The organism is Sphingobium naphthae, assembly GCF_043589935.1.
Taxonomy (GTDB): domain Bacteria; phylum Pseudomonadota; class Alphaproteobacteria; order Sphingomonadales; family Sphingomonadaceae; genus Sphingobium; species Sphingobium naphthae_A.
Map to the genome: position 1 here is coordinate 370,111 of NZ_CP171455.1, position 18,793 is coordinate 388,903.

Here is an 18,793-nt window from a genome sequence, read left to right on the forward strand (position 1 = left end):
TCGGCGCCCGGTAATCTCACTTCATGCGTGGAACCGCTCCGTCCCGTTGACGATGGTGCGCAGCACCTTGGTGTCGCCGATCCTGGCCGGATCGATGGCGAACAGGTCGGCGTCCATCACGAGAAAGTCCGCCAGCATCCCCGGCGCGATCCGGCCGATGCGGTCGTCCTGGAAACCGGCATAGGCGTTGGTGGCGGTATAGGCGTGCAGCGCCTGCGCAATGGTCAGCTTCTGTTCGGGCAGCCACCCACCGGGATTGGCGCCGTCGATCGTCTGGCGCAGCACGGCGGCAGCGACGCCGGTCAGCGGATCGAGCGGCGCCACCGGCCAGTCCGATCCGAACGCGACCTTCGCGCCCGCGTCGAGCAGCGACTTGAATGCATAGGTGCCCTTCAGCCGCTCGGCGCCCACCCGCTGGATCGCCCAGCGCCCATCGTCGATCGCATGATAGGGCTGCATCGACGCGATCACCTGCTGCCGGGCGAAGCGCGCGATCGCGGCGGGCGCCAGATGCTGGGCATGTTCGATGCGGAAGCGGCGGTCGCGCGAGCCATTCTTCGCGGCGGCGGCAGCGAAGATGTCGAGCGCTTCGTCATTGGCCTTGTCGCCGATGGCGTGGATGGTGATCTGCAGGCCCGCGGCGTCGGCCGCGTCGGTCCATTGCTGCACATCGGCGCGCGTGTGGATCGGTATGCCTTTGGTGTCGGGCGCGTCGTCATAGGGCTGGTAGAACATCGCCGTGCGCGACCCCAGCGACCCGTCATATTGCAGCTTCAGCCCGCCCCAGCGCAACCAGTCGTCGCCGCGTCCCTCGGCGTCGACCAGCGCCTTGACCTTCGCCCAATCCTGCAGCGGCAGGAAGGAATAGAAGCGCATGTCGGTCTCGCCCTTGGCGCGCAGCCGGCGCAGCGCGTCATGCGTCTTCCAGTCGAGTTCGGTCGTGTGCACCTGGGTCACGCCCTTGGACAGGCCATGGGCGATCCCCTTGCGCACCGCGGCTTCGCGATCCGCCTCGGTCGGCGCGGGGATGGCGCGCTTCACCAGGTCCATCGCCGCATCTTTCAGGATGCCGGTCGGGTTGCCCTGCTTGTCGCGCACGATGACGCCACCGGGCACTTCGGGCGTGTTGCGATCGATGCCGGCCAGTTTCAGCGCCAGCGAATTGAGCGCCAGCATGTGCAGGTCCAGCCGCTGCACTGCGACCGGCGTATCCGGCGTCACCGGGTCGATCCAGCTGCGATCGGGCAGTTCCCCGCCCCACAGTTCCGCGTCCCAGCTGCCGCCCTGCACCCATTGGCCAGGCTTCAGCGCGCGCGCCGCCTCGCCGATGATGCGGGCAAATTCCTGCGGGCTCTTCGCCTCGCGCAGATTGGGCTGGGTCAGCAGGTCGGACCCGATCAGAAAATGGGTGTGGCAATCGATGAAGCCGGGCATGACGAACGCGCCGCCCAAGTCGATCGTCCGCGTCGCGCGGCTGGATGCGGCCTTTACTGCGTCGGCGCCGATCGCGGCGATCCGCCCGTCCGCGACACCAATCGCCGATCGCGCCGGCATGCCTTGCCTGGTCCAGACGGTGGCGTTGACATAGGCGGTGTCGAGCGCGCGCCCGGCCGCCCATCCCCGCGTCCCCGCCAGCGCCCAGGCCAGGCCGCCGGCCCCGCCGGCCAGCAGATCGCGACGCCTGATGCTCATGCCTTTTCCTCCTGATCCAGCCGCTCCTGATTGTAGAGCGTCATCCAGTCGCGCAGCGGCCCTTCGCCCATGCCGCCGACGATGGCGTTGATGTCGCGCCGCGTCTCGTCGCGGCCCAGCTTGAAGCGCCCGTCGATCGCGGTCACTTGCGCGCGGAAGGCGATGATGTGCGGCAGCATCCGGGGCAGGCGCGCTTCGGCATCGCTGACCGTCCAGGGCCGGGCGCGGCCCTGCTCCATCCGGTCGGTCAGCTGCTCGATCGACGCGCGCGTCTCCTCGGGCACGAACGCCACCTCCACATGAATGACCGCGGCGGCATAGTTCCAGGTCGGGACCCAGGTCGGATTGTCGAGCAGTTCGGGCGAGATATAGGCTTGCGGGCCGTTCACCAGGACCAGCGCCGCAGGCTGGGCGCGCAGCAGCGCGACCTGCGGATTGGCGGTCGCCATATGGCCGAACAATGAAACCAATCGTCCCTGCGCGTCGCACTCCGCTAGCAAGGGCAGGGGGCTGGCGCCAAAGCCGGCGGCGCCCGCAGACACCAGCCAGCACAGCGGATTCTGGCCGATCAGGGCAACGACGTCATCGAAATCACGCGGGGCATATTTCATTCCTGTGACGATGAGTCGCATTGGACCGGCTGCAAACCTCCAATTCTACAAAGTGGAGGGGTCCAAGCCGATTTCAGCCGATGGCGCAGGCGCGCAGCGTCATGAGCACCTCTCGCGCCTCCGCCTCGTCCATGCTGGCGAAGCCCACCCGCAGCCCGGGCTCGGCCGTTTCGTCCACGGCATAGCTGTGCGAATCGGCGAAGCTCAGCCCCCGGTCCGGCGCGCCCGCCTCGATCCGGTCGAGTATCGCCGGATCGTGAAAGCGCAACCAGAAGGCGAGCCCACCGTCCGGCACGCGATAGTCGATCCAGTCGCCCAGCGCAGCGTCCAGGCTGTGCGCGAAGGCGTCGCGGCGCGCGCGATAGATGGGCGCGGTCTTGCGGATATGGCGGCGCACCTCGCCGCTCTCCAGCAAATGGGCGGCAACCGCTTCGGTGATGCTGTTGCCCATCCCGTCGATCAGCGACACCTGATAGGCAAGCGCCTGAATCAGCCGGGGCGCGGCGACGACATAGCCGATGCGGAGCGCTGGCACGAGCAGCTTCGACATCGACCCGGTATAGATGATCCGCGCCGGCGCGTAGCTTGCCATCGGCAGCAGCGGCTGCGCGCCGAAATGATATTCATGGTCATAATCATCCTCGATCACGGCGAAGGCGAATTGCCGGGCCAACTCCAGCAGCCGCAGGCGCCGCTCGGGACGCATCGCCACGGTGGTCGGAAACTGATGATGCGGCGTGACGAAGATGGCGCGCACCCGGTGGCGGCGGCAGGCGCGCTCGACATCGGATACGTCGATCCCGTCCTCGTCCAGCCCCACCGTCACGATCTTCGCGCCGCAGGCGCGAAAGGCGGCGACCGCCGGCTCGTGCGTCAGCCGCTCCACCAGCACGCAGTCGCCCGGCCGGATCAGGATGCGCGCGGTCAGGAATACGCCCATCTGGCTGCCGCGCGTGATGCAGACATGGTCGGCCGACACCATCAGTCCGCGCTGCCGCCGCAGCATGTCGGCGACCGCCCGCCTCAGCGCTGGGGCGCCGCGCGGATCGCGATAGGACAGGCTGCCTTCCTGCGCGCAGGCTTCGGCCGCCTTGCGATAGGCGCGCGGTAACAGGTCGGCGGGCAGCAGGCGCGGGTCGGGCACGCCTTCGTCCAGCTTGCGCCAGCGGCCGGCCGGGATGGCGATCGGCCGGTCGGGCGCAGCCAGGAAGGGAAATTCGGTTTCGTCCGACGCCGCCCGCACCCCGGGCGCGGGCGCGTCGTCAAAACGTTCCTCGGCGCGGGGCAGCGATGTCGACACCATCGTTCCGCGCGTGCCCGCGCTCACCAGCCATCCCTGCGCCATCAGCTCGTCATAGGCGGTGACGATGGTCTTGCGATTGACCTCCAGCGAGGCCGCCAGCTCGCGGCTGCTGGGCAGATATTCGCCGGGCAGCAGCCGCCCTCGCTCGATCTCGTGGATCAGACCATGGGCGATCTGCATGTAGCGGGGCGTGTCGGGCGCGATGCCGACACGGTCCTTGAGCGGGAGGGTCCAGGGCCGAAGCATGCGCGCCGGTCTATCAGGCGCGCATGCTTACCGAAAGCAGGCGCAGCCCGGCGCGTCAGCGCCCCGGCGGGTCGTGCGGGGCAGGCGTGGTCACCGGCCGCAACCCTTCGCGATCCTGCGCATCCACTGGCGCGGTCGGATCAGGCCGGAAATGCTCGTCGGCGCGCTGCGTGCCGTCGGGATGAGCATCGCTCATCAGATCCTTGGGCACATGGCCGGTGGCATCGACATCCGCGCCCGACTGGGCGTCGCTCGGAGTGAAGCGGCCTTCCTTGACGCCGTGTTCCGGCGTCTGTTTGCCAAAGACACGGCTCGCCAGCCAGGCTGCGCCGGCGATCAGGGCAATTTTTCGGATCATGATGTCGGGTCCTTTCCTGTCACCGCCTCAACGGCAGGCGCGAAAGCCGGGTTCCCGACAAGGGCAAAAAGCGCGATCGCGCCGCTCATCCTTCCTTATGGCCATAATCGCGCGGCTGCGATCGTTCCCCCTGCGTGCGCCGATCCAGCGCCATTCGCACCCGGTCGGCCAGTTCCTCGCGGCGGTATGGCTTGCCGATCACGTCCAGCGCAGTGCCGCGCGGAATGTCGGCGACCAGATCCTCATTATAGCCGGTGGTCATCAGCACGGGGACGCCCGGCGCGATGCTGGCGAACCGCTCCACCAGCTCCAGCCCGCTCATGCCCCCGGGCATGACGATGTCGGTGAAGAGCAGGTCGATCGTCTCCGTCGCCTGCATTTCCAGCGCTTCCTCTCCGCTGCGCGCCAGCACGACATGATAGCCGAGCGCGCCCAGCACTTCGGCCGCAAGCGCGCGAACATCGTCGCTGTCCTCGACCAGCAGGATCGTCTCGGTCCCGTGCGCGTCGGCGCGGCCTTGCACCTGACGCATCGCGGGCCGGCTGGGCCGTTGGCTCTCCTGCGTCGCGACCGGAAAGAGCATCCGCACCTGTGTCCCTTCTCCCGGGGCAGACTCCAACTCCAGCCGACCCAGCGACTGCTGTACGAAGCCATGCACCATCGCCAGGCCAAGCCCCGTGCCGCGATCCTGCCCCTTGGTCGTGAAGAAGGGCTCGGTCGCGCGCCGCCGCACCTCCTCGCTCATGCCCGCGCCTTCGTCGGCGATCGTCAGCACGACATAATCGCCCTCGGGCAGCTGGTGGGCAGCGGCATTGCCGTTGAGCTTCCACAGCTGAGTGGAAATGGTGACGGTGCCGCCCTGCGGCATGGCGTCCCGGGCGTTGATGAGGACATTGAGCAGCGCCATTTCCAGATGCGATGGATCAATCAGCACGTCGGGCAGCCGCCGCTCCAGCGCGGTGACCAGCCGGATCTGCGCGCCCACCGTATTGTCGATCAAGTCGCCAAATTCGTGGATCAGATCATTGAGGTTGATATTCCGAGGCTCTAGCCGGGTCTTGCGGGCAAAGGCCAGCAATTGCCGCGTCAGCTTCGTGCCCCGGTCAGCCGCCTTGGTTGCATTGCTCAGCAATCTGTGCTGCCGTTCGTCCAGGTCGCCGGCCAGCACCAGATCGATATTGCCGGCCACCACCTGCAACAGATTGTTGAAGTCATGCGCCAGCCCGGCGGTCAGCTGACCGATCGCCTCCATCTTCTGCGCCTGGCGGAAGGATTGTTCGGACGAGCGCCGCCGCGTCACGTCCAGCTGGCTGGCAAAGAAATAGATGAGCTCGCCATTGTCGTCGAACACCGGCGCGACGAACACCGCGTTCCAGAAGGCTGAACCGTCGCGCTTGTAGTTCAGGATTTCCAGCGAAATCGCCTCGCGCCGCGCTATCGCCTCGCGCAGGTCGGCCACCGCCGCGCGATCGGTGTCGGCGCCCTGCAGGAAACGGCAGTTGCGGCCGATGATCTCGCTTTCCTCATAACCGGTCAGGTCCAGAAACGCCTTGTTGGCAAAGACGATCGGGTTGTCGTCCTGCTGCGGGTCGGTCAGGATCATCGGCATGCGCGTCATCTGCAGCGCCGCGAAGAAAACCGTTCCGCGCTGTTCCAATCCCGGCTCGGCCACGGTCGAGCTTTTCCAATGATGGCTCGGCTTGTTGCCGGTCGGGCTGAACGATGTCGGATCGGGCAGGTCGCCGGCTGGCTGGCCGGTTGCCTCGGACATATATTCGTCGGTCCGCTCTTCGTTCACCTGAAACCTCGTCTTCGTGGCGCAACTACAATCATCCACCGCGCGTTCGGGTTCCTGCACGTCTGTTTTCGGATGTGCAAGCGCTGGGCAGGGATTAAAGCGGTCTGACCTAGGATGGAGGGAACCATATGAGCGGTGTGCAAGGCGTTGTCCCGATCGAGGAGACGCTTGCGCGAGTCGATTGGACGGCCTCTCCGCTCGGGCCGCCGTCAGGCTGGCCAGCCAGCTTGCGCACCTTGATGGACACGATCCGGGCGGCGCGCGCGCAGATCGTCCTTTTCTGGGGGCCGGACCATGTCGCCCTCTATAATGACGCCTATGCCCCCTCGATTGGCACCAAGCATCCCGCCGCCTTCGGCCGCCCGGCGCGCGAATATTGGGCGGAGCTGTGGGACGATCTGGAGCCGCTGCTGCGCGGCGTCTACAACACGGGGGAGACATTTTCCGCGCGTGACCGCCCCTTCTATATCGAGCGGGGCGCGGAGGGCGAAACCGTCTATTTCGACGTCTCCTATTCGGCGGCGCGGCTGGAGGATGGCGCGATCGGCGGCGTGCTGTGCATCGTGTCCGAGACCACCAAGCGCGTGCTGGCCGAGCGCGACTTGCGGGAACGCGAAGCCGCGCTGCAATTGCGCGAGCAGCAGGCGCGCACCCAGGCGGACCAGCTAGCCGCCATTTACCAGGCCTCGCCCGTCGGCCTGGCCGTGCTCGACGCCGACCTTCGCTATGTCCGCGTGAACGACATGCTCGCGCAGTGGAACGGCGCGCCCGCCGAGGCGCATGTCGGACGCCGCATTTCGGAAATGATCCCCGACCTGTCCGAGCAGGCGAGCGCGCTTTTCCGCCGCGTGCTGGCCGGCGAGCCGGTATGGGGCCAAGAAGTGGTCGGCCCGACGCCCGGCCGGCCCGAAGGCGTCAGCGTGTGGCGCGAAAACTGGGTGCCGCTGCGCGACGCCAGCGGTTCGGTCAGCGGCATCGCCGTCTCGTGCGAGGATGTGACGGAGGAGCGGCTGGCGCAGCGCGCGGTCGAAACGCTCAATCGCGTCGGCATCGCGCTGGCGCAGGAACATGATCTGGAGCGGCTGGTGCAGCTCGTCACCGATGCCGGTGTCGAACTGTCGGGCGCGGCCTTCGGCGCCTTCTTCTACAATGTCGTTGATGCCCGCGGCGAAAGCTATCGCTTGTACGCGCTGTCCGGTGTGTCGCGCGAGGCCTTTGACGGCTTCCCCATGCCGCGCAACACCGCCATTTTCGCGCCCACGTTCGAAGGGCAGGGCATTGTCCGCTCCGACGACATCACCCGTGACGATCGCTATGGCCGCAACGCACCGGGCAAGGGCATGCCCAAGGGGCACTTGCCGGTGCGCAGCTATCTCGCTTTGCCGGTCATGGCGCGCGATGGCGCTGTGCTGGGCGGCCTGTTCTTCGGCCATCCCGACGCCGCGCGTTTCACCGCACGGCATGAACAGCTGTTGTCGAGCCTGGCCGGGCAAGCGGCCATTGCAATCGAAAACGCCCGGCTGCTGCAGCGCGTCCGCGAAGCCAATGAGCAGCTGGAAAAGCGGGTCGAGGCCCGCACCGCCGAGCTGGAGGAAGCTCACGCCGTCCTGCGCCAGTCGCAGAAGATGGAGGCGATGGGCCAGCTGACCGGCGGCGTCGCGCACGACTTCAATAATCTGCTGACGCCGATCGTCGGCAATCTCGACCTCATCTGCATGCGCGAGGACATTGACGCGCGCACCCGGCGGCTGGTCGACGCGGCGCTGCAGTCCGCGCAGAAGGCGAGCGCGCTGGTCCAGCGGCTGCTCGCCTTCGCGCGTCGCCAGCCGCTCCAGCCGATGGCCGTCGATCTGTCCCGTCTGGTCAACGACATGGCCGGCCTGCTCGCCAGCACGCTCGGCCCACAGATCCGGATCCTGCTCGATTGTCCCGCTGGCCTGCCCTTCGCGCTGGCCGACGCCAACCAGGTCGAAATGGCGCTGCTGAACCTCAGCGTCAACGCGCGCGACGCCATGCCCGACGGCGGTACGCTGACGATCCGCGTTGCGCGCGGCGATGTCGCGGGCGATCAGGGGGATCTCGCGCCCGGCGCCTATCTGCGTCTGTCCGTCACGGACACGGGGCAGGGCATGGATGCCGCGACGCTCGCCCGCGCGGTCGAACCCTTTTTCTCGACCAAGGGCGTGGGCAAGGGCACGGGACTTGGCCTGTCCATGGTTCATGGCCTCGCCAGTCAGCTTGGCGGCGCGCTCCAGCTGGAAAGCCATCGCGACCGGGGCACCAGCGCCACCCTGTGGCTGCCCGTCGCGGCCAATGATCAGGCCGCGCCGCACCAGGCCGTGTCGCCGCGCGCGGCCAATGGCGCCGGGCTGGTGCTGCTGGTCGATGATGAGGATGCCGTGCGCGTCACCACGCGCGAAATGCTGGCGAGCCTTGGCTATGAAGTGGCGGAGGCCGCGTCGGCGCCCGCCGCCCTGCGCCTGATCGATGACGGGCTGCGGCCCGACATGCTACTGAGCGACCATATGATGCCGGACATGACCGGCACCCAGCTGGCGCAGATGCTGCGCGAACGACTGCCCGCGACGCAGATCGTCATCATGTCGGGCTATGCCGATCTCGGCTCGCTCTCTCCGCTCTTCCCCCATCTGCCCAAGCCCTTCATCCGCGCCGATCTCGCCCGCGCGCTCCAGCGCGACTGGGAAGATGTCGCCTAGGCCGGTTCTGCGGCGGACATCTCGGCCGCCATCGCCCGGATGGTCTCGGCAAAGCGCTGCAGGCTCGCGCTATGCTCGATCCGCTTGCGCGCCGCCGGGTCGGCGATCAATCCGATGCGCCGCCGCTGGTTGAATCCCGCCAGCGCCGGCATCGCCATGCCCGGCTGCGCGAAGCAGCGCGGCATCACCGTGATGCCCAGGCCGGCCTTCACATAGCTGACCGCCCGCTCGTCGTCGGCGGTGCGCGCCGCGAAGAAAGGCCGCACCCCGCGCCGGGTGAAGAAGCGGCTGACCTGCGCCAGCGCTTCGCAGTTGCGCCGCACGATCATCTCCGCACCGGCGACCGCCTCGGGCTCCAGCGCCGCGTGCCGGGCCAGCGGATGATCGGCCGCCATCGCCAGCGCATAGCCCTCGCTGAACAAGGAGTCGGCCGCGTCCGCGCTCTCGTCCAGCACGCCGATCATCACGTCGATCCGGCCTCGCTCCAGCCGCGGCGTCAGATCCCGCATCCGCCCCTCGACAATCTCGATCCGCTCGCCCTCCACCGCGCAGGCGGCGCGGGTCGCTGCTTCCACCCAGCGCCCCGGCAGCGTGGACAGCAGGCCGATCCGCACCAGCTTGGTCGGCGCATCGCCCGCCATCGCCTGCGCCGCGCGCGCGAATTCGGCCTCGATGCGCCGGGCATGGGTGGCGAAGGCGGCGCCCGCGCTGGTCAGCTCCACGCGCCGGTTGGTGCGGTGGAACAGGACATGGCCCACCAGCGCCTCCAGCTTGGCGATGCCCACCGACAGGGTCGGCTGCGACACCCGGCATTGCTGCGCCGCGCGCGAAAAATTGCCATGGTCCATCACCGCCAGGAAATAATGGATCAAATAGCGTTCGATCATAGACACCGTCTATGATGTGCTTAGCGCCCGGTCAATTTTTCAGACGGATCGGCTACTGCTATGCTGGCGTTACGGTCAGGCAGCAAGGAGAGGCTCGTGACGCCCGATTTCGATTTCGCGCTCGGCGGCAATGCCGATATGATCCGCGACACCACCGCCGGTTTCGCCGCCGACCGCATCGCGCCCCTTGCCGCGCGCATCGACACTGAGGACTGGTTTCCGCGCGATGAACTCTGGACCGCCATGGGTGCGCTTGGCCTGCATGGCATCACGGTCGAGGAACAATGGGGCGGACTTGGCCTTGGCTATCTCGAACATGTGGTCGCCTGCGAGGAAGTGAGCCGCGCGTCCGCGTCGATCGGGCTCAGCTATGGCGCGCATTCCAACCTTTGCGTCAACCAGATCCGCCGCTGGGGCAATGACCACCAGAAGGCGAAATATCTGCCTAAGCTCATTTCCGGCGAGCATGTCGGCAGCCTCGCCATGTCGGAGGCCGGCGCCGGCTCCGACGTCGTCTCGATGAAGCTGAAAGCGCGCGAGACCGATGCTGGCTATGTGCTGGACGGGACCAAATATTGGATTACCAACGCCCCCTATGCCGACACGCTGGTCGTCTATGCCAAGACCGGGGAGGGCAGCCGGGGCATCACCGCCTTCCTGATCGAAAAGGGCATGGCGGGTTTCTCGATCGGGCAGAAGATCGACAAGGTCGGCATGCGCGGGTCGCCCACGGCCGAACTTGTGTTCGACGGCTGCGAGGTGCCGCGCGAGAATGTCATGGGCCCGCTGAACGGCGGCGCGAAGGTGCTGATGAGTGGCCTCGACTATGAGCGGGCGGTGCTCGCCGGCATCCAGCTGGGCATCATGCAGGCCTGTCTCGACACGGTCCTTCCCTATGTCCGCGAACGCCGGCAGTTCGGCCAGCCGATCGGCAGCTTCCAGCTGATGCAGGCCAAGGTCGCCGACATGTATGTCGCGCTCAGCAGCGCGCGCGCCTATGTCTATGCCGTCGCCAGAAGCTGCGACGCGGGGCGGACCACGCGCTTCGACGCGGCCGGCGCCATCCTGCTTGCCAGCGAAAATGCGATGCGTGTCGCGCTGGAGGCGGTGCAGGCGCTGGGCGGCGCGGGCTATACCAGGGACTGGCCGGTCGAACGCTATATGCGCGACGCCAAGCTGCTCGACATCGGCGCGGGCACCAACGAAGTGCGTCGCATGCTCATCGGCCGCGAATTGATCGGGATCGGCCGGTGAGCGGACCGGTTCTCGACACCGCGCTCTCGCCCGACAGCGAGGCGTTCCGGGCCAATGCCGCGCATAACCGCGCGCTGGCCGACCAGCTGCGCGCCGATGTCGCCGCCGCGGCGCTGGGCGGCGGCGACGCATCGCGCGCGCGCCATGTAGGCCGCGGCAAGCTGCTGCCGCGCGATCGGGTCGACCATCTGCTCGACGCCGGCAGCCCCTTTCTCGAAATCGGGCAGCTTGCCGCCCATGGCCTTTATGGCGGCGATATCGCGGGCGCGGGTATTGTCGCGGGGATCGGCCGGGTCCATGGCCGCCAGGTGATGATCGCCGCCAATGACGCGACGGTGAAGGGCGGCACCTATTTCCCGATGACGGTCAAGAAGCATTTGCGCGCGCAGGAGATCGCGCTCGAAAATCATCTGCCCTGCATCTATCTGGTCGACAGCGGCGGCGCGAACCTGCCCCATCAGGCGGAGGTGTTTCCCGACCGCGATCATTTCGGCCGCATCTTCTACAATCAGGCGCAAATGTCGGCGCGCGGCATTCCCCAGATCGCCTGCGTCATGGGCAGCTGCACCGCCGGCGGCGCCTATGTCCCCGCCATGTGCGACGAAAGCGTCATCGTCCGCAACCAGGGCACCATCTTCCTCGCCGGGCCGCCGCTGGTGCAGGCCGCCACCGGAGAGGTCATCAGCGCGGAGGATCTGGGCGGCGGCGATCTGCATGGCCGCAGGTCGGGCGTCGTCGATCATGTCGCCGACGATGACGATCATGCGCTCAGCATCGTGCGCGACATCGTCTCGACCCTCGCGCCGCAGGGTCCGCCGCCGATCAACCTGCGCGATCCCGTTCCGCCCCGCCATGACCCAGCCGATCTCTACGGCATCGTGCCGCAGGACGTGCGCGCGCCCTATGACGTGCGGGAAGTCATCGCCCGCATCGTCGACGGCAGCGCATTGCATGAGTTCAAGCCGCTTTATGGCACCACCCTTGTCTGCGGCTTTGCGCATATCTGGGGCATGCCGGTCGCGATCCTGGCCAATAATGGCGTCCTGTTCAGCGAAAGCGCGGTCAAGGGCGCGCATTTCATCGAACTGGCCTGCCAGCGCCGCGTGCCCTTGCTGTTCCTCCAGAATATCTCGGGCTTCATGGTCGGCGGCCGCTATGAGGCGGAAGGGATCGCCAAACATGGCGCCAAGCTGGTGACCGCCGTCGCCACCGCCAGCGTGCCCAAGATCACCGTACTCATCGGCGGCAGCTTCGGCGCTGGCAATTACGGCATGTGCGGCCGCGCCTACGGTCCCCGCTTCCTCTTCAGCTGGCCCAACAGCCGCATCTCGGTGATGGGCGGCGAGCAGGCGGCCTCCGTCCTCGCCACCGTCCACCGCGACGCCTGGCGCTGGATGCCGGAAGAGGCCGAAGCCTTCAAGGACCCCATTCGCCGCAAATATGAGGAGGAGGGCAGCCCCTGGTATGCGACGGCGCGCCTGTGGGACGATGGCATCATCGACCCGGTGCAGACGCGCGATGTCCTGGGCCTCGCCTTCGCCGCCGCGCTCAACGCGCCCACCGCCGACCGTCCGTCCTTCGGCGTTTTCCGGATGTGATGGCCATGCTTGCTTCCCTCCTCATCGCCAATCGCGGCGAAATCGCCTGCCGCATCATCCGCACCGCGCGGCGGCTCGGCATCCGCACCGTGGCAGTCTATTCCGACGCCGATGCGCAGGCGCTGCATGTCGCCATGGCGGACGACGCCGTGCGGATCGGCCCCGCGCCCGTGCGCGACAGCTATTTGCTGGGCGATCGCATCATCGCCGCGGCGTGCGACGCGGGCGCGCAGGCGATCCATCCTGGCTATGGCTTCCTGTCGGAAAATGCGCAGTTCGCGCAGGCGGTGATCGACGCCGGGCTCATCTGGGTCGGGCCCGATCCTGCCAGCATCACCGCCATGGGGCTCAAGGACGCGGCCAAGGCGTTGATGGCCGATGCAGGCGTGCCGGTGACACCGGGCTATCTTGGCGACAATCAGGATCCCGATCATCTGGCGGATCAGGCCGCCGCGATCGGCTATCCCATACTCATCAAGGCGGTGGCGGGCGGCGGCGGCAAGGGGATGCGGCTGGTCGAACGGCCCGTCGACTTCGCCGACGCGCTTCTCTCCTGTCAGCGCGAAGCGGCCTCCTCCTTTGGCAACGCCCATGTGCTGATCGAAAAATATATCGAGCGCGCGCGCCATATCGAGGTGCAGGTGTTCGGCGACCGCCATGGCAATATCGTCCATCTGTTTGAACGCGACTGCTCGCTTCAGCGCCGCCACCAGAAGGTGATCGAGGAAGCGCCTGCACCGGGGATGGATGCCGCCACGCGCGACGCCCTCTGCGCCGCTGCCGTCCGCGCCGCGCGGGCTGTCGATTATGTCGGGGCCGGAACGATCGAGTTCATTGCCGATGCGTCCGAAGGGCTGCGCGCCGATCGCATCTGGTTCATGGAAATGAACACGCGGCTTCAGGTCGAACATCCCGTGACCGAAGCGATCACGGGGCAGGACCTTGTCGAATGGCAATTGCGCGTCGCGTCGGGCGAGCCGCTTCCGCGCACTCAGGCGGATCTCTCCATCACGGGCTGGGCGATGGAAGCGCGCCTCTATGCGGAAGATCCGGCGAAGGGCTTCCTCCCCTCGATCGGCCGCCTCGACGCCTTCGACCTGGGCGACAGCGTCCGGGTGGATACTGGCGTCGCGCAGGGCGCCACCATATCGCCCTTTTATGATCCGATGATCGCCAAGCTGATTGCCCATGGCGACAGCCGCGACGCCGCGCGCACCGCGCTCGCGGCTGCGCTCGACCGCTCGGTGGTCTGGCCGCTGCGGACCAATGCCGGCTTCCTGGTCCAGGCGCTGCGCCACCCCGATTTCGCCGCCGGCGACATCGACACCGGCCTCATCGCGCGCGAAGGGGAGGCGCTGATGCCGGCGACGCTGCCCAGCGGACCTACGCTGGCGCAGGCGGCCGCCCGGGTCGGCGGCGCGGGCGCGCTTGCGGGCTTTCGCCTCAACGCCGCGCCGCAGCGGCAGGCGCGCGTCCTGGTCGATGGCCATCCCGTCGACGTGGTGATCGATGCGCCGCTCGCGCCCGCCGCCGGGGCGCTCGGCCCGGCGCCGCTCGCCCGCACCCTCGTCACCGAACAGGGGCGCAGCTGGCAGGTCACTCCCTGGCGCGCGGCGACCAGCGGTGCGGCGGCGGCGGGCGACGGCGCGATCCTCGCCCCCATGCCCGGCCGTATCATTGCGGTGTCGGTGGCGCCGGGGGACAAGGTGACAAAGGGGCAGAAACTCGTCACCTTGGAAGCCATGAAGATGGAACATGGACTGACCGCTCCCTTCGACGGCATCGTCGGGGACATGCCGCATGACGAAGGCGCGCAGGTGCAGGAAGGCACGCTGCTCGCGCGCATCGTTGCGGAGGATGCGGCATGAGCGGACGCCATTATGACGAATGGCGGATCGGCGACCGGATCGATCATCCGGTCCGCCGGACCGTGACCGAAACCGACAATCTCCTCTTCTCGACGATGACGCATAATCCGCAGCCGCTGCACATCGATGTGGAGGCCGCGCGCGCCAGCGAGTTCGGCCAGATCCTCGTCAACGGCACCTTCACCTTCGCGCTGATGATCGGCCTGTCGGTCGGGGAAACGACGCTCGGCACGTTGGTCGCCAATCTGGGCTACGACAAATTGGTGATGCCAAAGCCCGTTTTCCTCGGTGACACGCTGCGCGCCGCTAGCGAAGTCGTCGCCCTGCGCGACAGCCAGTCCCGCCCCACGGCCGGGCTCGTCACCTTCCGTCATGACCTGCGCAACCAGCGGGACGAGATCGTCTGCCAATGCCTGCGCACCGCCTTGCTGCACCGGCGGCCGGCATGAGGCTGCGCTCGCTGCTGTTCGTGCCCGGCGATCGTCCGGAGCGCTTCGCCAAGGCCGCGGAGAGCGGCGCCGACGCCATCATCCTCGACCTGGAGGATAGCGTCGCGCCCGCCGCCAAGGACAAGGCGCGGGCCGCCGTTGCCGACTATCTCGCCGCGCCCCTTTCCGGGCCGGTGCGCCGCCTCGTGCGCATCAATCCCGTGGATGGCGACACGCTGGCGGAGGATCTTGCCGCCGCGCAGGGCTGCGACGGGATCATGCTGCCCAAGAGCGAAGGCGCGCAGACGGTCGGGGCCTTGGCCGCGCGCCTTGCGCCCGGCGTGCGCATCCTGCCGATCGCCACCGAAACGCCGCGCGCCATCTTTGCGCTGGGCGACTATGGCGAAGTCGCCGACCGGCTCTGCGGCCTGACCTGGGGCGCGGAGGATCTGCCCGCCGCGATCGGCGCCGCCGGCAGCCGCCAGCCCGATGGACGCTATACGTCCCCCTATGAAATGGTGCGCGCCCTCACCCTGTTCGGCGCGCATGCCGCCGGCGTCGCCGCGATCGAAACCGTCTATCCCGCCATAGGCGACGCGGACGGCCTGGCCGCCTATGCCGCGCGCGGCGCGCAGGATGGCTTTACCGGCATGATGGCGCTTCACCCGGCGCAGGTGCCGATCATCAACGCGGCCTTCACGCCGACGCCCGAGCAGATCATTCATGCGCAATCGGTTATCGATGCATTCGACCGCGCCCCCGATGCCGGCGTGCTGCTGCTTGACGGACGGATGATCGACGCCCCGCATCTGGCCCAGGCGCGCAAATTGCTCGCCCGCGCTGGCCTCGGCTGACGCGGCGCACTTGTCGCTTTCGCTGTCGCGCTACGTCCGCGCCGCCGCCTCGTAAATGCCATCGATGATCGCGGCCAGCGCGATCAGCTTCTCGCAATCCGGATCGTAGCGGTTGGACCGCGCCAGCTGCTGCGCCCAGAGCGTCGCCATCTGTCCGCCCCATGCGTCGCCCGGCTCCGTCAGCCGTTCGCGCCGGGTGCCGCGCAGCAGGTCGGCGCTGAAATCGTAGAAGGACCCATTCTCGTTGCGGAAAGACGCGCCTGCCGCGCTGCCGTAGAAATCGGCGCTGATGACGGCGTCCTGTCCCGCGGGCAGATGCCAGGAACAGGCGATCCGCACCACTGTGCCGCCCGCCAGCCGGATCGTCGCCAACCCCAGATCCTCAACCTGCGCCGACCGGTCGGCCAGCGGCTGACCCCTGCAGAACAGATCGGCTTCGATGCTCTCCACTTCGGGGAAGTCGAGCATCCACAGCGCCACGTCGATCAGATGCACGCCCAGGTCCATCACGCATCCGCCGCCCGATAGCAGCGGATCGTAGAACCAGGGCTTGTCGGGTCCATAGGCGTTGTGGAACACCAGATCGATCGCATGGACATGCCCCAGCTCGCCGGCCTGTATGCGCTCGCGGATCGCGCGCATGCCCGCCGTCCCGCGATAGGAGAGATCGACGCCCAGCAGCCGGTCGGCCCGCCGCGCCGCATCGATCACCGCCGCCACTTCCGCGCGGCTGCGGCCCAGCGGCTTCTGGCAGAAGACAGCAATGCCCCGGTCCAGCGCCCGGATCGACTGTTCGGCATGAAGCGCGCTCGGCGTCGCGATGACGATGCCGTCCAGCACTTGGTCCAGCAATGCGTCAATATCGTCCAGCTGCACGGCGCCGGGGGCCAGCGCCCCGGCTTGTGCGCTGTTGTCGGGCAACGCGTCGCTGATCGCCGCCACCGTGATGGCATCGGAGCCCAGCATCGCCTCCATCCGGTGCCGGCCGATCCAGCCGACCCCCAGAAAGCCGAGGCGCGGCCGCGTCATGAGCAGCGCGCTCATAGCGTGATTACGGCCTTGACGAAGCCGTCGGGCTTGTCCCGCGTCGCGTCGAGCGCTGCGTCCAGCTGCTCCAGCGGATAGCGGTGCGAGCAGAGCGGCGCCGGGTCGATCCGCCCCGCCGTCACCGCCGCGATCGCGTCGCGCACGCCCTGCGCATAGATTGTCGGGTCGCGTTCATGGGCATTCACCACGTCGAGGCCGCGCCAGTTCCACAGCCACATGTTGATCTGGCGGGGGCCATCCTGATGATAGCCGGCGATGACCAGCCGGCCGCGCTCCGCCGTCAACTCGCCCGCCAGGTCCAGCGGCCATTGCTTGCCGACGGCCTCGATCACGCGCTCGCAGAAACGACCTTCGGTCAGCGCGCTCACCTGGTCGATGATCGCCTGATGATCGTCCATCGGGATCGTCTCGTGCGCGCCATGGTCGCGCGCCAGCTCGAGCGAAGAGGACCGGCGGGAAATGGCGATCACCCGCGCGCCCGCTTGCGACGCCAGCCGGCACAGGATCGCGCCCAGAAACCCGACGCCGATGATCGCGACCGTCTGACCCGCCTGAATGTCGCAGCGGCGGAAGATGTTGAAGGCGCAGCCGAGCGGCTCGCCGGGGAAGGCCATGCCGTCCAGCGCGGCGGGCAGGGGAACGACCGCCTGCGCGTCTGCTATGTCATATTCGGCATAGCTGGCGTGGGACAGCGTCGCCACCCGGTCGCCGGGTTGCACGTCGGTGACGCCTTCACCCACGGCATCCACCACGCCCCATCCCTCATGCCCCAGCTCGCCGGGGCGAAGCGGATAAGTCTGCCACTCCGGTCCGGCCCAGGGGGTCAGGTTCGACGCGCACACGCCGCACCCTTCCAGCTTCACCCGCACCTGCCCCGGCCCCGGCTCGGGGCGGGGCAGATGGTCGATGCGCACGGCTCCGGGGCCCGTCACCACCGCCGCCCGCATCAGCGGCGCGTCGACGCTGGCCTGCTTCTCCATCGTCAGCATCTCGCTCATTCCGCCGCCATCGCCATGATTGCATCTCCCTTGATGAAGGCTTCCAGCGCCTCATGCGCCAGGTCGTCGGTCATCTGGCGCGGCGGGTGCTTGCAGAAATAGGCGGCGGCCGGATCGATCGGCCCGCCCAGCCCGCGGTCGCGCGCCAGCTTGGCGCAACGGATCATGTCGATCGCCACGCCCGCCGAATTGGGGCTGTCCTCGACCGACAGGCGCAGCTCCAGGTTCATCGGCACGCCGCCGAACAGCTGCCCTTCCATCCGCAGGAAGCAGACCTTGTTGTCATTCTGCCACGCCACATAGTCGGATGGCCCGACATGGATATTCTCGTCCTCGATCCGGCTGTGCGCCACCGACTGCACCGCTTCGGTCTTGGAAATCTTCTTCGACGCCAGCCGCTTGCGGTTCGACATGTTGAGGAAGTCGGTATTGCCCCCGGTGTTGAGCTGGTAGGTGCGGTCCAGCTTCACGCCGCGCTTGGCGAACAGGTCGGTCAGCACGCGGTGGACGATGGTCGCGCCCAGCTGCGCCTTGATGTCGTCGCCGATGATCGGCACCCCGGCCTGCCGGAACCTGTCGGCCCATGCGGGGTCGCTCGCGATGAAGACCGGGATGTTGTTGACGAAGGCGACGCCTGCTTCCAGCGCGCATTCGGCATAGAATTCGGTCGCCTGCTGCGATCCCACCGGCAGATAGTTGAGCAGCACGTCGACCTTCGCCTCGCGCAGCCGCCGCACCACGCTCTCGCGCGTCGCCTGTGGCGCATCGGCGGGCAGGAAGGTCCGCTCGTCCGGATAATCCTCCATATGCTCGGCGACGCCGTCCAGGATGCGACCCATTTCGACGGTCGTGCCGCTCGGCCTGATGTCCGCGCAGAAAATCTGGGTGCAATTGGGCTTGGCCAGCACCGCCTCGGCCACATCCTTGCCGACCTTGCGCCGGTCGATGTCCCAGGCCGCCGCCACCTTGATGTCGCAGGGACGATATCCCCCCAGATCCCAATGCATCAACCCGTGATGATCGTTGCTTTCGGGCCGGTAGAAGGAAAGGCCCTGCACCAGCGAACTGGCGCAGTTGCCCACCCCGATGATGGCGATGTTGATGGGGGCTGGCGGCATGGAACGTCTCCTTCTC

The 18,793-nt window shown here is 67.8% G+C and carries 15 protein-coding genes; 6 read left to right on the forward strand and 9 right to left on the reverse strand.

Annotation, left to right across the window (positions count from 1 at the left end):
• Positions 1–21 precede the first annotated feature (21 nt).
• The 5 genes from ACGGKE_RS16725 to ACGGKE_RS16745 all read right to left on the reverse strand — a co-directional run bounded on the left by ACGGKE_RS16725 (position 22) and on the right by ACGGKE_RS16745 (position 5,981).
• On the reverse strand, positions 22–1,692 hold the full coding sequence (locus ACGGKE_RS16725) for an amidohydrolase (RefSeq protein ID WP_394442382.1): 1,671 nt from the start codon (positions 1,690–1,692) through the stop codon (positions 22–24).
• Positions 1,689–2,303 (reverse strand): FMN-binding negative transcriptional regulator, encoded by a 615-nt coding sequence (locus tag ACGGKE_RS16730; RefSeq protein WP_394442385.1) that lies wholly within the window; start codon positions 2,301–2,303, stop codon positions 1,689–1,691. Before ACGGKE_RS16730 ends, ACGGKE_RS16725 begins: the two co-directional genes overlap by 4 nt.
• A gap of 73 nt (positions 2,304–2,376) precedes the next feature.
• The gene (locus ACGGKE_RS16735) at positions 2,377–3,852 is read right to left on the reverse strand and encodes a PLP-dependent aminotransferase family protein (RefSeq protein ID WP_394442388.1); all 1,476 of its coding nucleotides are present in this window, start codon (positions 3,850–3,852) and stop codon (positions 2,377–2,379) included.
• A gap of 55 nt (positions 3,853–3,907) precedes the next feature.
• Positions 3,908–4,210, reverse strand: a complete 303-nt coding sequence (locus tag ACGGKE_RS16740; RefSeq protein WP_394442390.1) for a hypothetical protein — start codon at positions 4,208–4,210, stop codon at positions 3,908–3,910.
• Between the two features lie 85 nt (positions 4,211–4,295).
• On the reverse strand, positions 4,296–5,981 hold the full coding sequence (locus ACGGKE_RS16745) for a histidine kinase famiy protein (protein WP_394443083.1): 1,686 nt from the start codon (positions 5,979–5,981) through the stop codon (positions 4,296–4,298).
• Between the two features lie 155 nt (positions 5,982–6,136).
• Here ACGGKE_RS16745 and ACGGKE_RS16750 point away from each other — a divergent pair, with 155 nt between their 5' ends.
• Positions 6,137–8,725 carry a PAS domain-containing protein gene (locus ACGGKE_RS16750; protein WP_394442392.1) on the forward strand — a complete coding sequence of 863 codons (2,589 nt, stop codon included), beginning with the start codon at positions 6,137–6,139 and terminating at the stop codon, positions 8,723–8,725.
• Here the strand turns inward: ACGGKE_RS16750 and ACGGKE_RS16755 are convergent.
• Positions 8,722–9,612: a LysR family transcriptional regulator gene (locus ACGGKE_RS16755; RefSeq protein ID WP_394442395.1), complete on the reverse strand. Its 891-nt coding sequence runs from the start codon at positions 9,610–9,612 to the stop codon at positions 8,722–8,724. The two genes, ACGGKE_RS16750 and ACGGKE_RS16755, sit on opposite strands and share 4 nt — an antisense overlap.
• A gap of 138 nt (positions 9,613–9,750) precedes the next feature.
• On the opposite strand from ACGGKE_RS16755, the gene ACGGKE_RS16760 reads away from it, so the two are divergent.
• From ACGGKE_RS16760 to ACGGKE_RS16780, 5 genes are read left to right on the forward strand one after another with little or no spacing between them, the layout of a single operon-like run.
• Entirely contained in the window at positions 9,751–10,866 is a 1,116-nt protein-coding gene (locus ACGGKE_RS16760; RefSeq protein WP_394443085.1) for an acyl-CoA dehydrogenase family protein, read from the forward strand.
• Positions 10,863–12,464 (forward strand): carboxyl transferase domain-containing protein, encoded by a 1,602-nt coding sequence (locus ACGGKE_RS16765; RefSeq protein ID WP_394442398.1) that lies wholly within the window; start codon positions 10,863–10,865, stop codon positions 12,462–12,464. The genes ACGGKE_RS16760 and ACGGKE_RS16765 overlap by 4 nt, the downstream gene beginning before the upstream one ends.
• Before the next feature lie 5 nt (positions 12,465–12,469).
• On the forward strand, positions 12,470–14,332 hold the full coding sequence (locus tag ACGGKE_RS16770) for an acetyl/propionyl/methylcrotonyl-CoA carboxylase subunit alpha (protein WP_394442401.1): 1,863 nt from the start codon (positions 12,470–12,472) through the stop codon (positions 14,330–14,332).
• Positions 14,329–14,781 (forward strand): MaoC family dehydratase, encoded by a 453-nt coding sequence (locus tag ACGGKE_RS16775; protein ID WP_394442404.1) that lies wholly within the window; start codon positions 14,329–14,331, stop codon positions 14,779–14,781. The genes ACGGKE_RS16770 and ACGGKE_RS16775 overlap by 4 nt, the downstream gene beginning before the upstream one ends.
• A complete protein-coding gene (locus ACGGKE_RS16780; RefSeq protein WP_394443088.1) occupies positions 14,778–15,614 on the forward strand; it encodes an HpcH/HpaI aldolase/citrate lyase family protein in 837 nt (278 codons plus the stop codon). Before ACGGKE_RS16775 ends, ACGGKE_RS16780 begins: the two co-directional genes overlap by 4 nt.
• Positions 15,615–15,644: 30 nt before the next feature.
• Here ACGGKE_RS16780 and ACGGKE_RS16785 read toward each other — a convergent pair whose 3' ends face one another.
• The 3 genes from ACGGKE_RS16785 to ACGGKE_RS16795 are packed head-to-tail and all read right to left on the reverse strand — an operon-like array spanning position 15,645 to position 18,777.
• Positions 15,645–16,643, reverse strand: coding sequence for a Gfo/Idh/MocA family protein (locus tag ACGGKE_RS16785; protein WP_394442407.1), 999 nt, complete (start codon positions 16,641–16,643; stop codon positions 15,645–15,647).
• Positions 16,644–16,654: 11 nt separating this feature from the next.
• Positions 16,655–17,659: a zinc-binding dehydrogenase gene (locus ACGGKE_RS16790; protein ID WP_394442410.1), complete on the reverse strand. Its 1,005-nt coding sequence runs from the start codon at positions 17,657–17,659 to the stop codon at positions 16,655–16,657.
• Positions 17,656–18,777, reverse strand: a complete 1,122-nt coding sequence (locus ACGGKE_RS16795) for an inositol-3-phosphate synthase (RefSeq protein WP_394442413.1) — start codon at positions 18,775–18,777, stop codon at positions 17,656–17,658. Before ACGGKE_RS16795 ends, ACGGKE_RS16790 begins: the two co-directional genes overlap by 4 nt.
• Positions 18,778–18,793: the final 16 nt, after the last annotated feature.

Bases quoted from the DNA above. Each gene is read 5' to 3' on its own strand.
- ACGGKE_RS16745 (WP_394443083.1), bottom strand. From the start codon at position 5,981: ATGTCCGAGGCAACCGGCCAGCCAGCCGGCGACCTGCCCGATCCGACA.
- ACGGKE_RS16760 (WP_394443085.1), top strand. From the start codon at position 9,751: ATGATCCGCGACACCACCGCCGGTTTCGCCGCCGACCGCATCGCGCCC.
- ACGGKE_RS16735 (WP_394442388.1), bottom strand. From the start codon at position 3,852: ATGCTTCGGCCCTGGACCCTCCCGCTCAAGGACCGTGTCGGCATCGCG.
- ACGGKE_RS16780 (WP_394443088.1), top strand. From the start codon at position 14,778: ATGAGGCTGCGCTCGCTGCTGTTCGTGCCCGGCGATCGTCCGGAGCGC.
- ACGGKE_RS16740 (WP_394442390.1), bottom strand. From the start codon at position 4,210: ATGATCCGAAAAATTGCCCTGATCGCCGGCGCAGCCTGGCTGGCGAGC.
- ACGGKE_RS16785 (WP_394442407.1), bottom strand. From the start codon at position 16,643: ATGACGCGGCCGCGCCTCGGCTTTCTGGGGGTCGGCTGGATCGGCCGG.
- ACGGKE_RS16775 (WP_394442404.1), top strand. From the start codon at position 14,329: ATGAGCGGACGCCATTATGACGAATGGCGGATCGGCGACCGGATCGAT.
- ACGGKE_RS16795 (WP_394442413.1), bottom strand. From the start codon at position 18,777: ATGCCGCCAGCCCCCATCAACATCGCCATCATCGGGGTGGGCAACTGC.
- ACGGKE_RS16750 (WP_394442392.1), top strand. From the start codon at position 6,137: ATGAGCGGTGTGCAAGGCGTTGTCCCGATCGAGGAGACGCTTGCGCGA.
- ACGGKE_RS16725 (WP_394442382.1), bottom strand. From the start codon at position 1,692: ATGAGCATCAGGCGTCGCGATCTGCTGGCCGGCGGGGCCGGCGGCCTG.
- ACGGKE_RS16755 (WP_394442395.1), bottom strand. From the start codon at position 9,612: ATGATCGAACGCTATTTGATCCATTATTTCCTGGCGGTGATGGACCAT.
- ACGGKE_RS16730 (WP_394442385.1), bottom strand. From the start codon at position 2,303: ATGAAATATGCCCCGCGTGATTTCGATGACGTCGTTGCCCTGATCGGC.
- ACGGKE_RS16770 (WP_394442401.1), top strand. From the start codon at position 12,470: ATGCTTGCTTCCCTCCTCATCGCCAATCGCGGCGAAATCGCCTGCCGC.
- ACGGKE_RS16790 (WP_394442410.1), bottom strand. From the start codon at position 17,659: ATGAGCGAGATGCTGACGATGGAGAAGCAGGCCAGCGTCGACGCGCCG.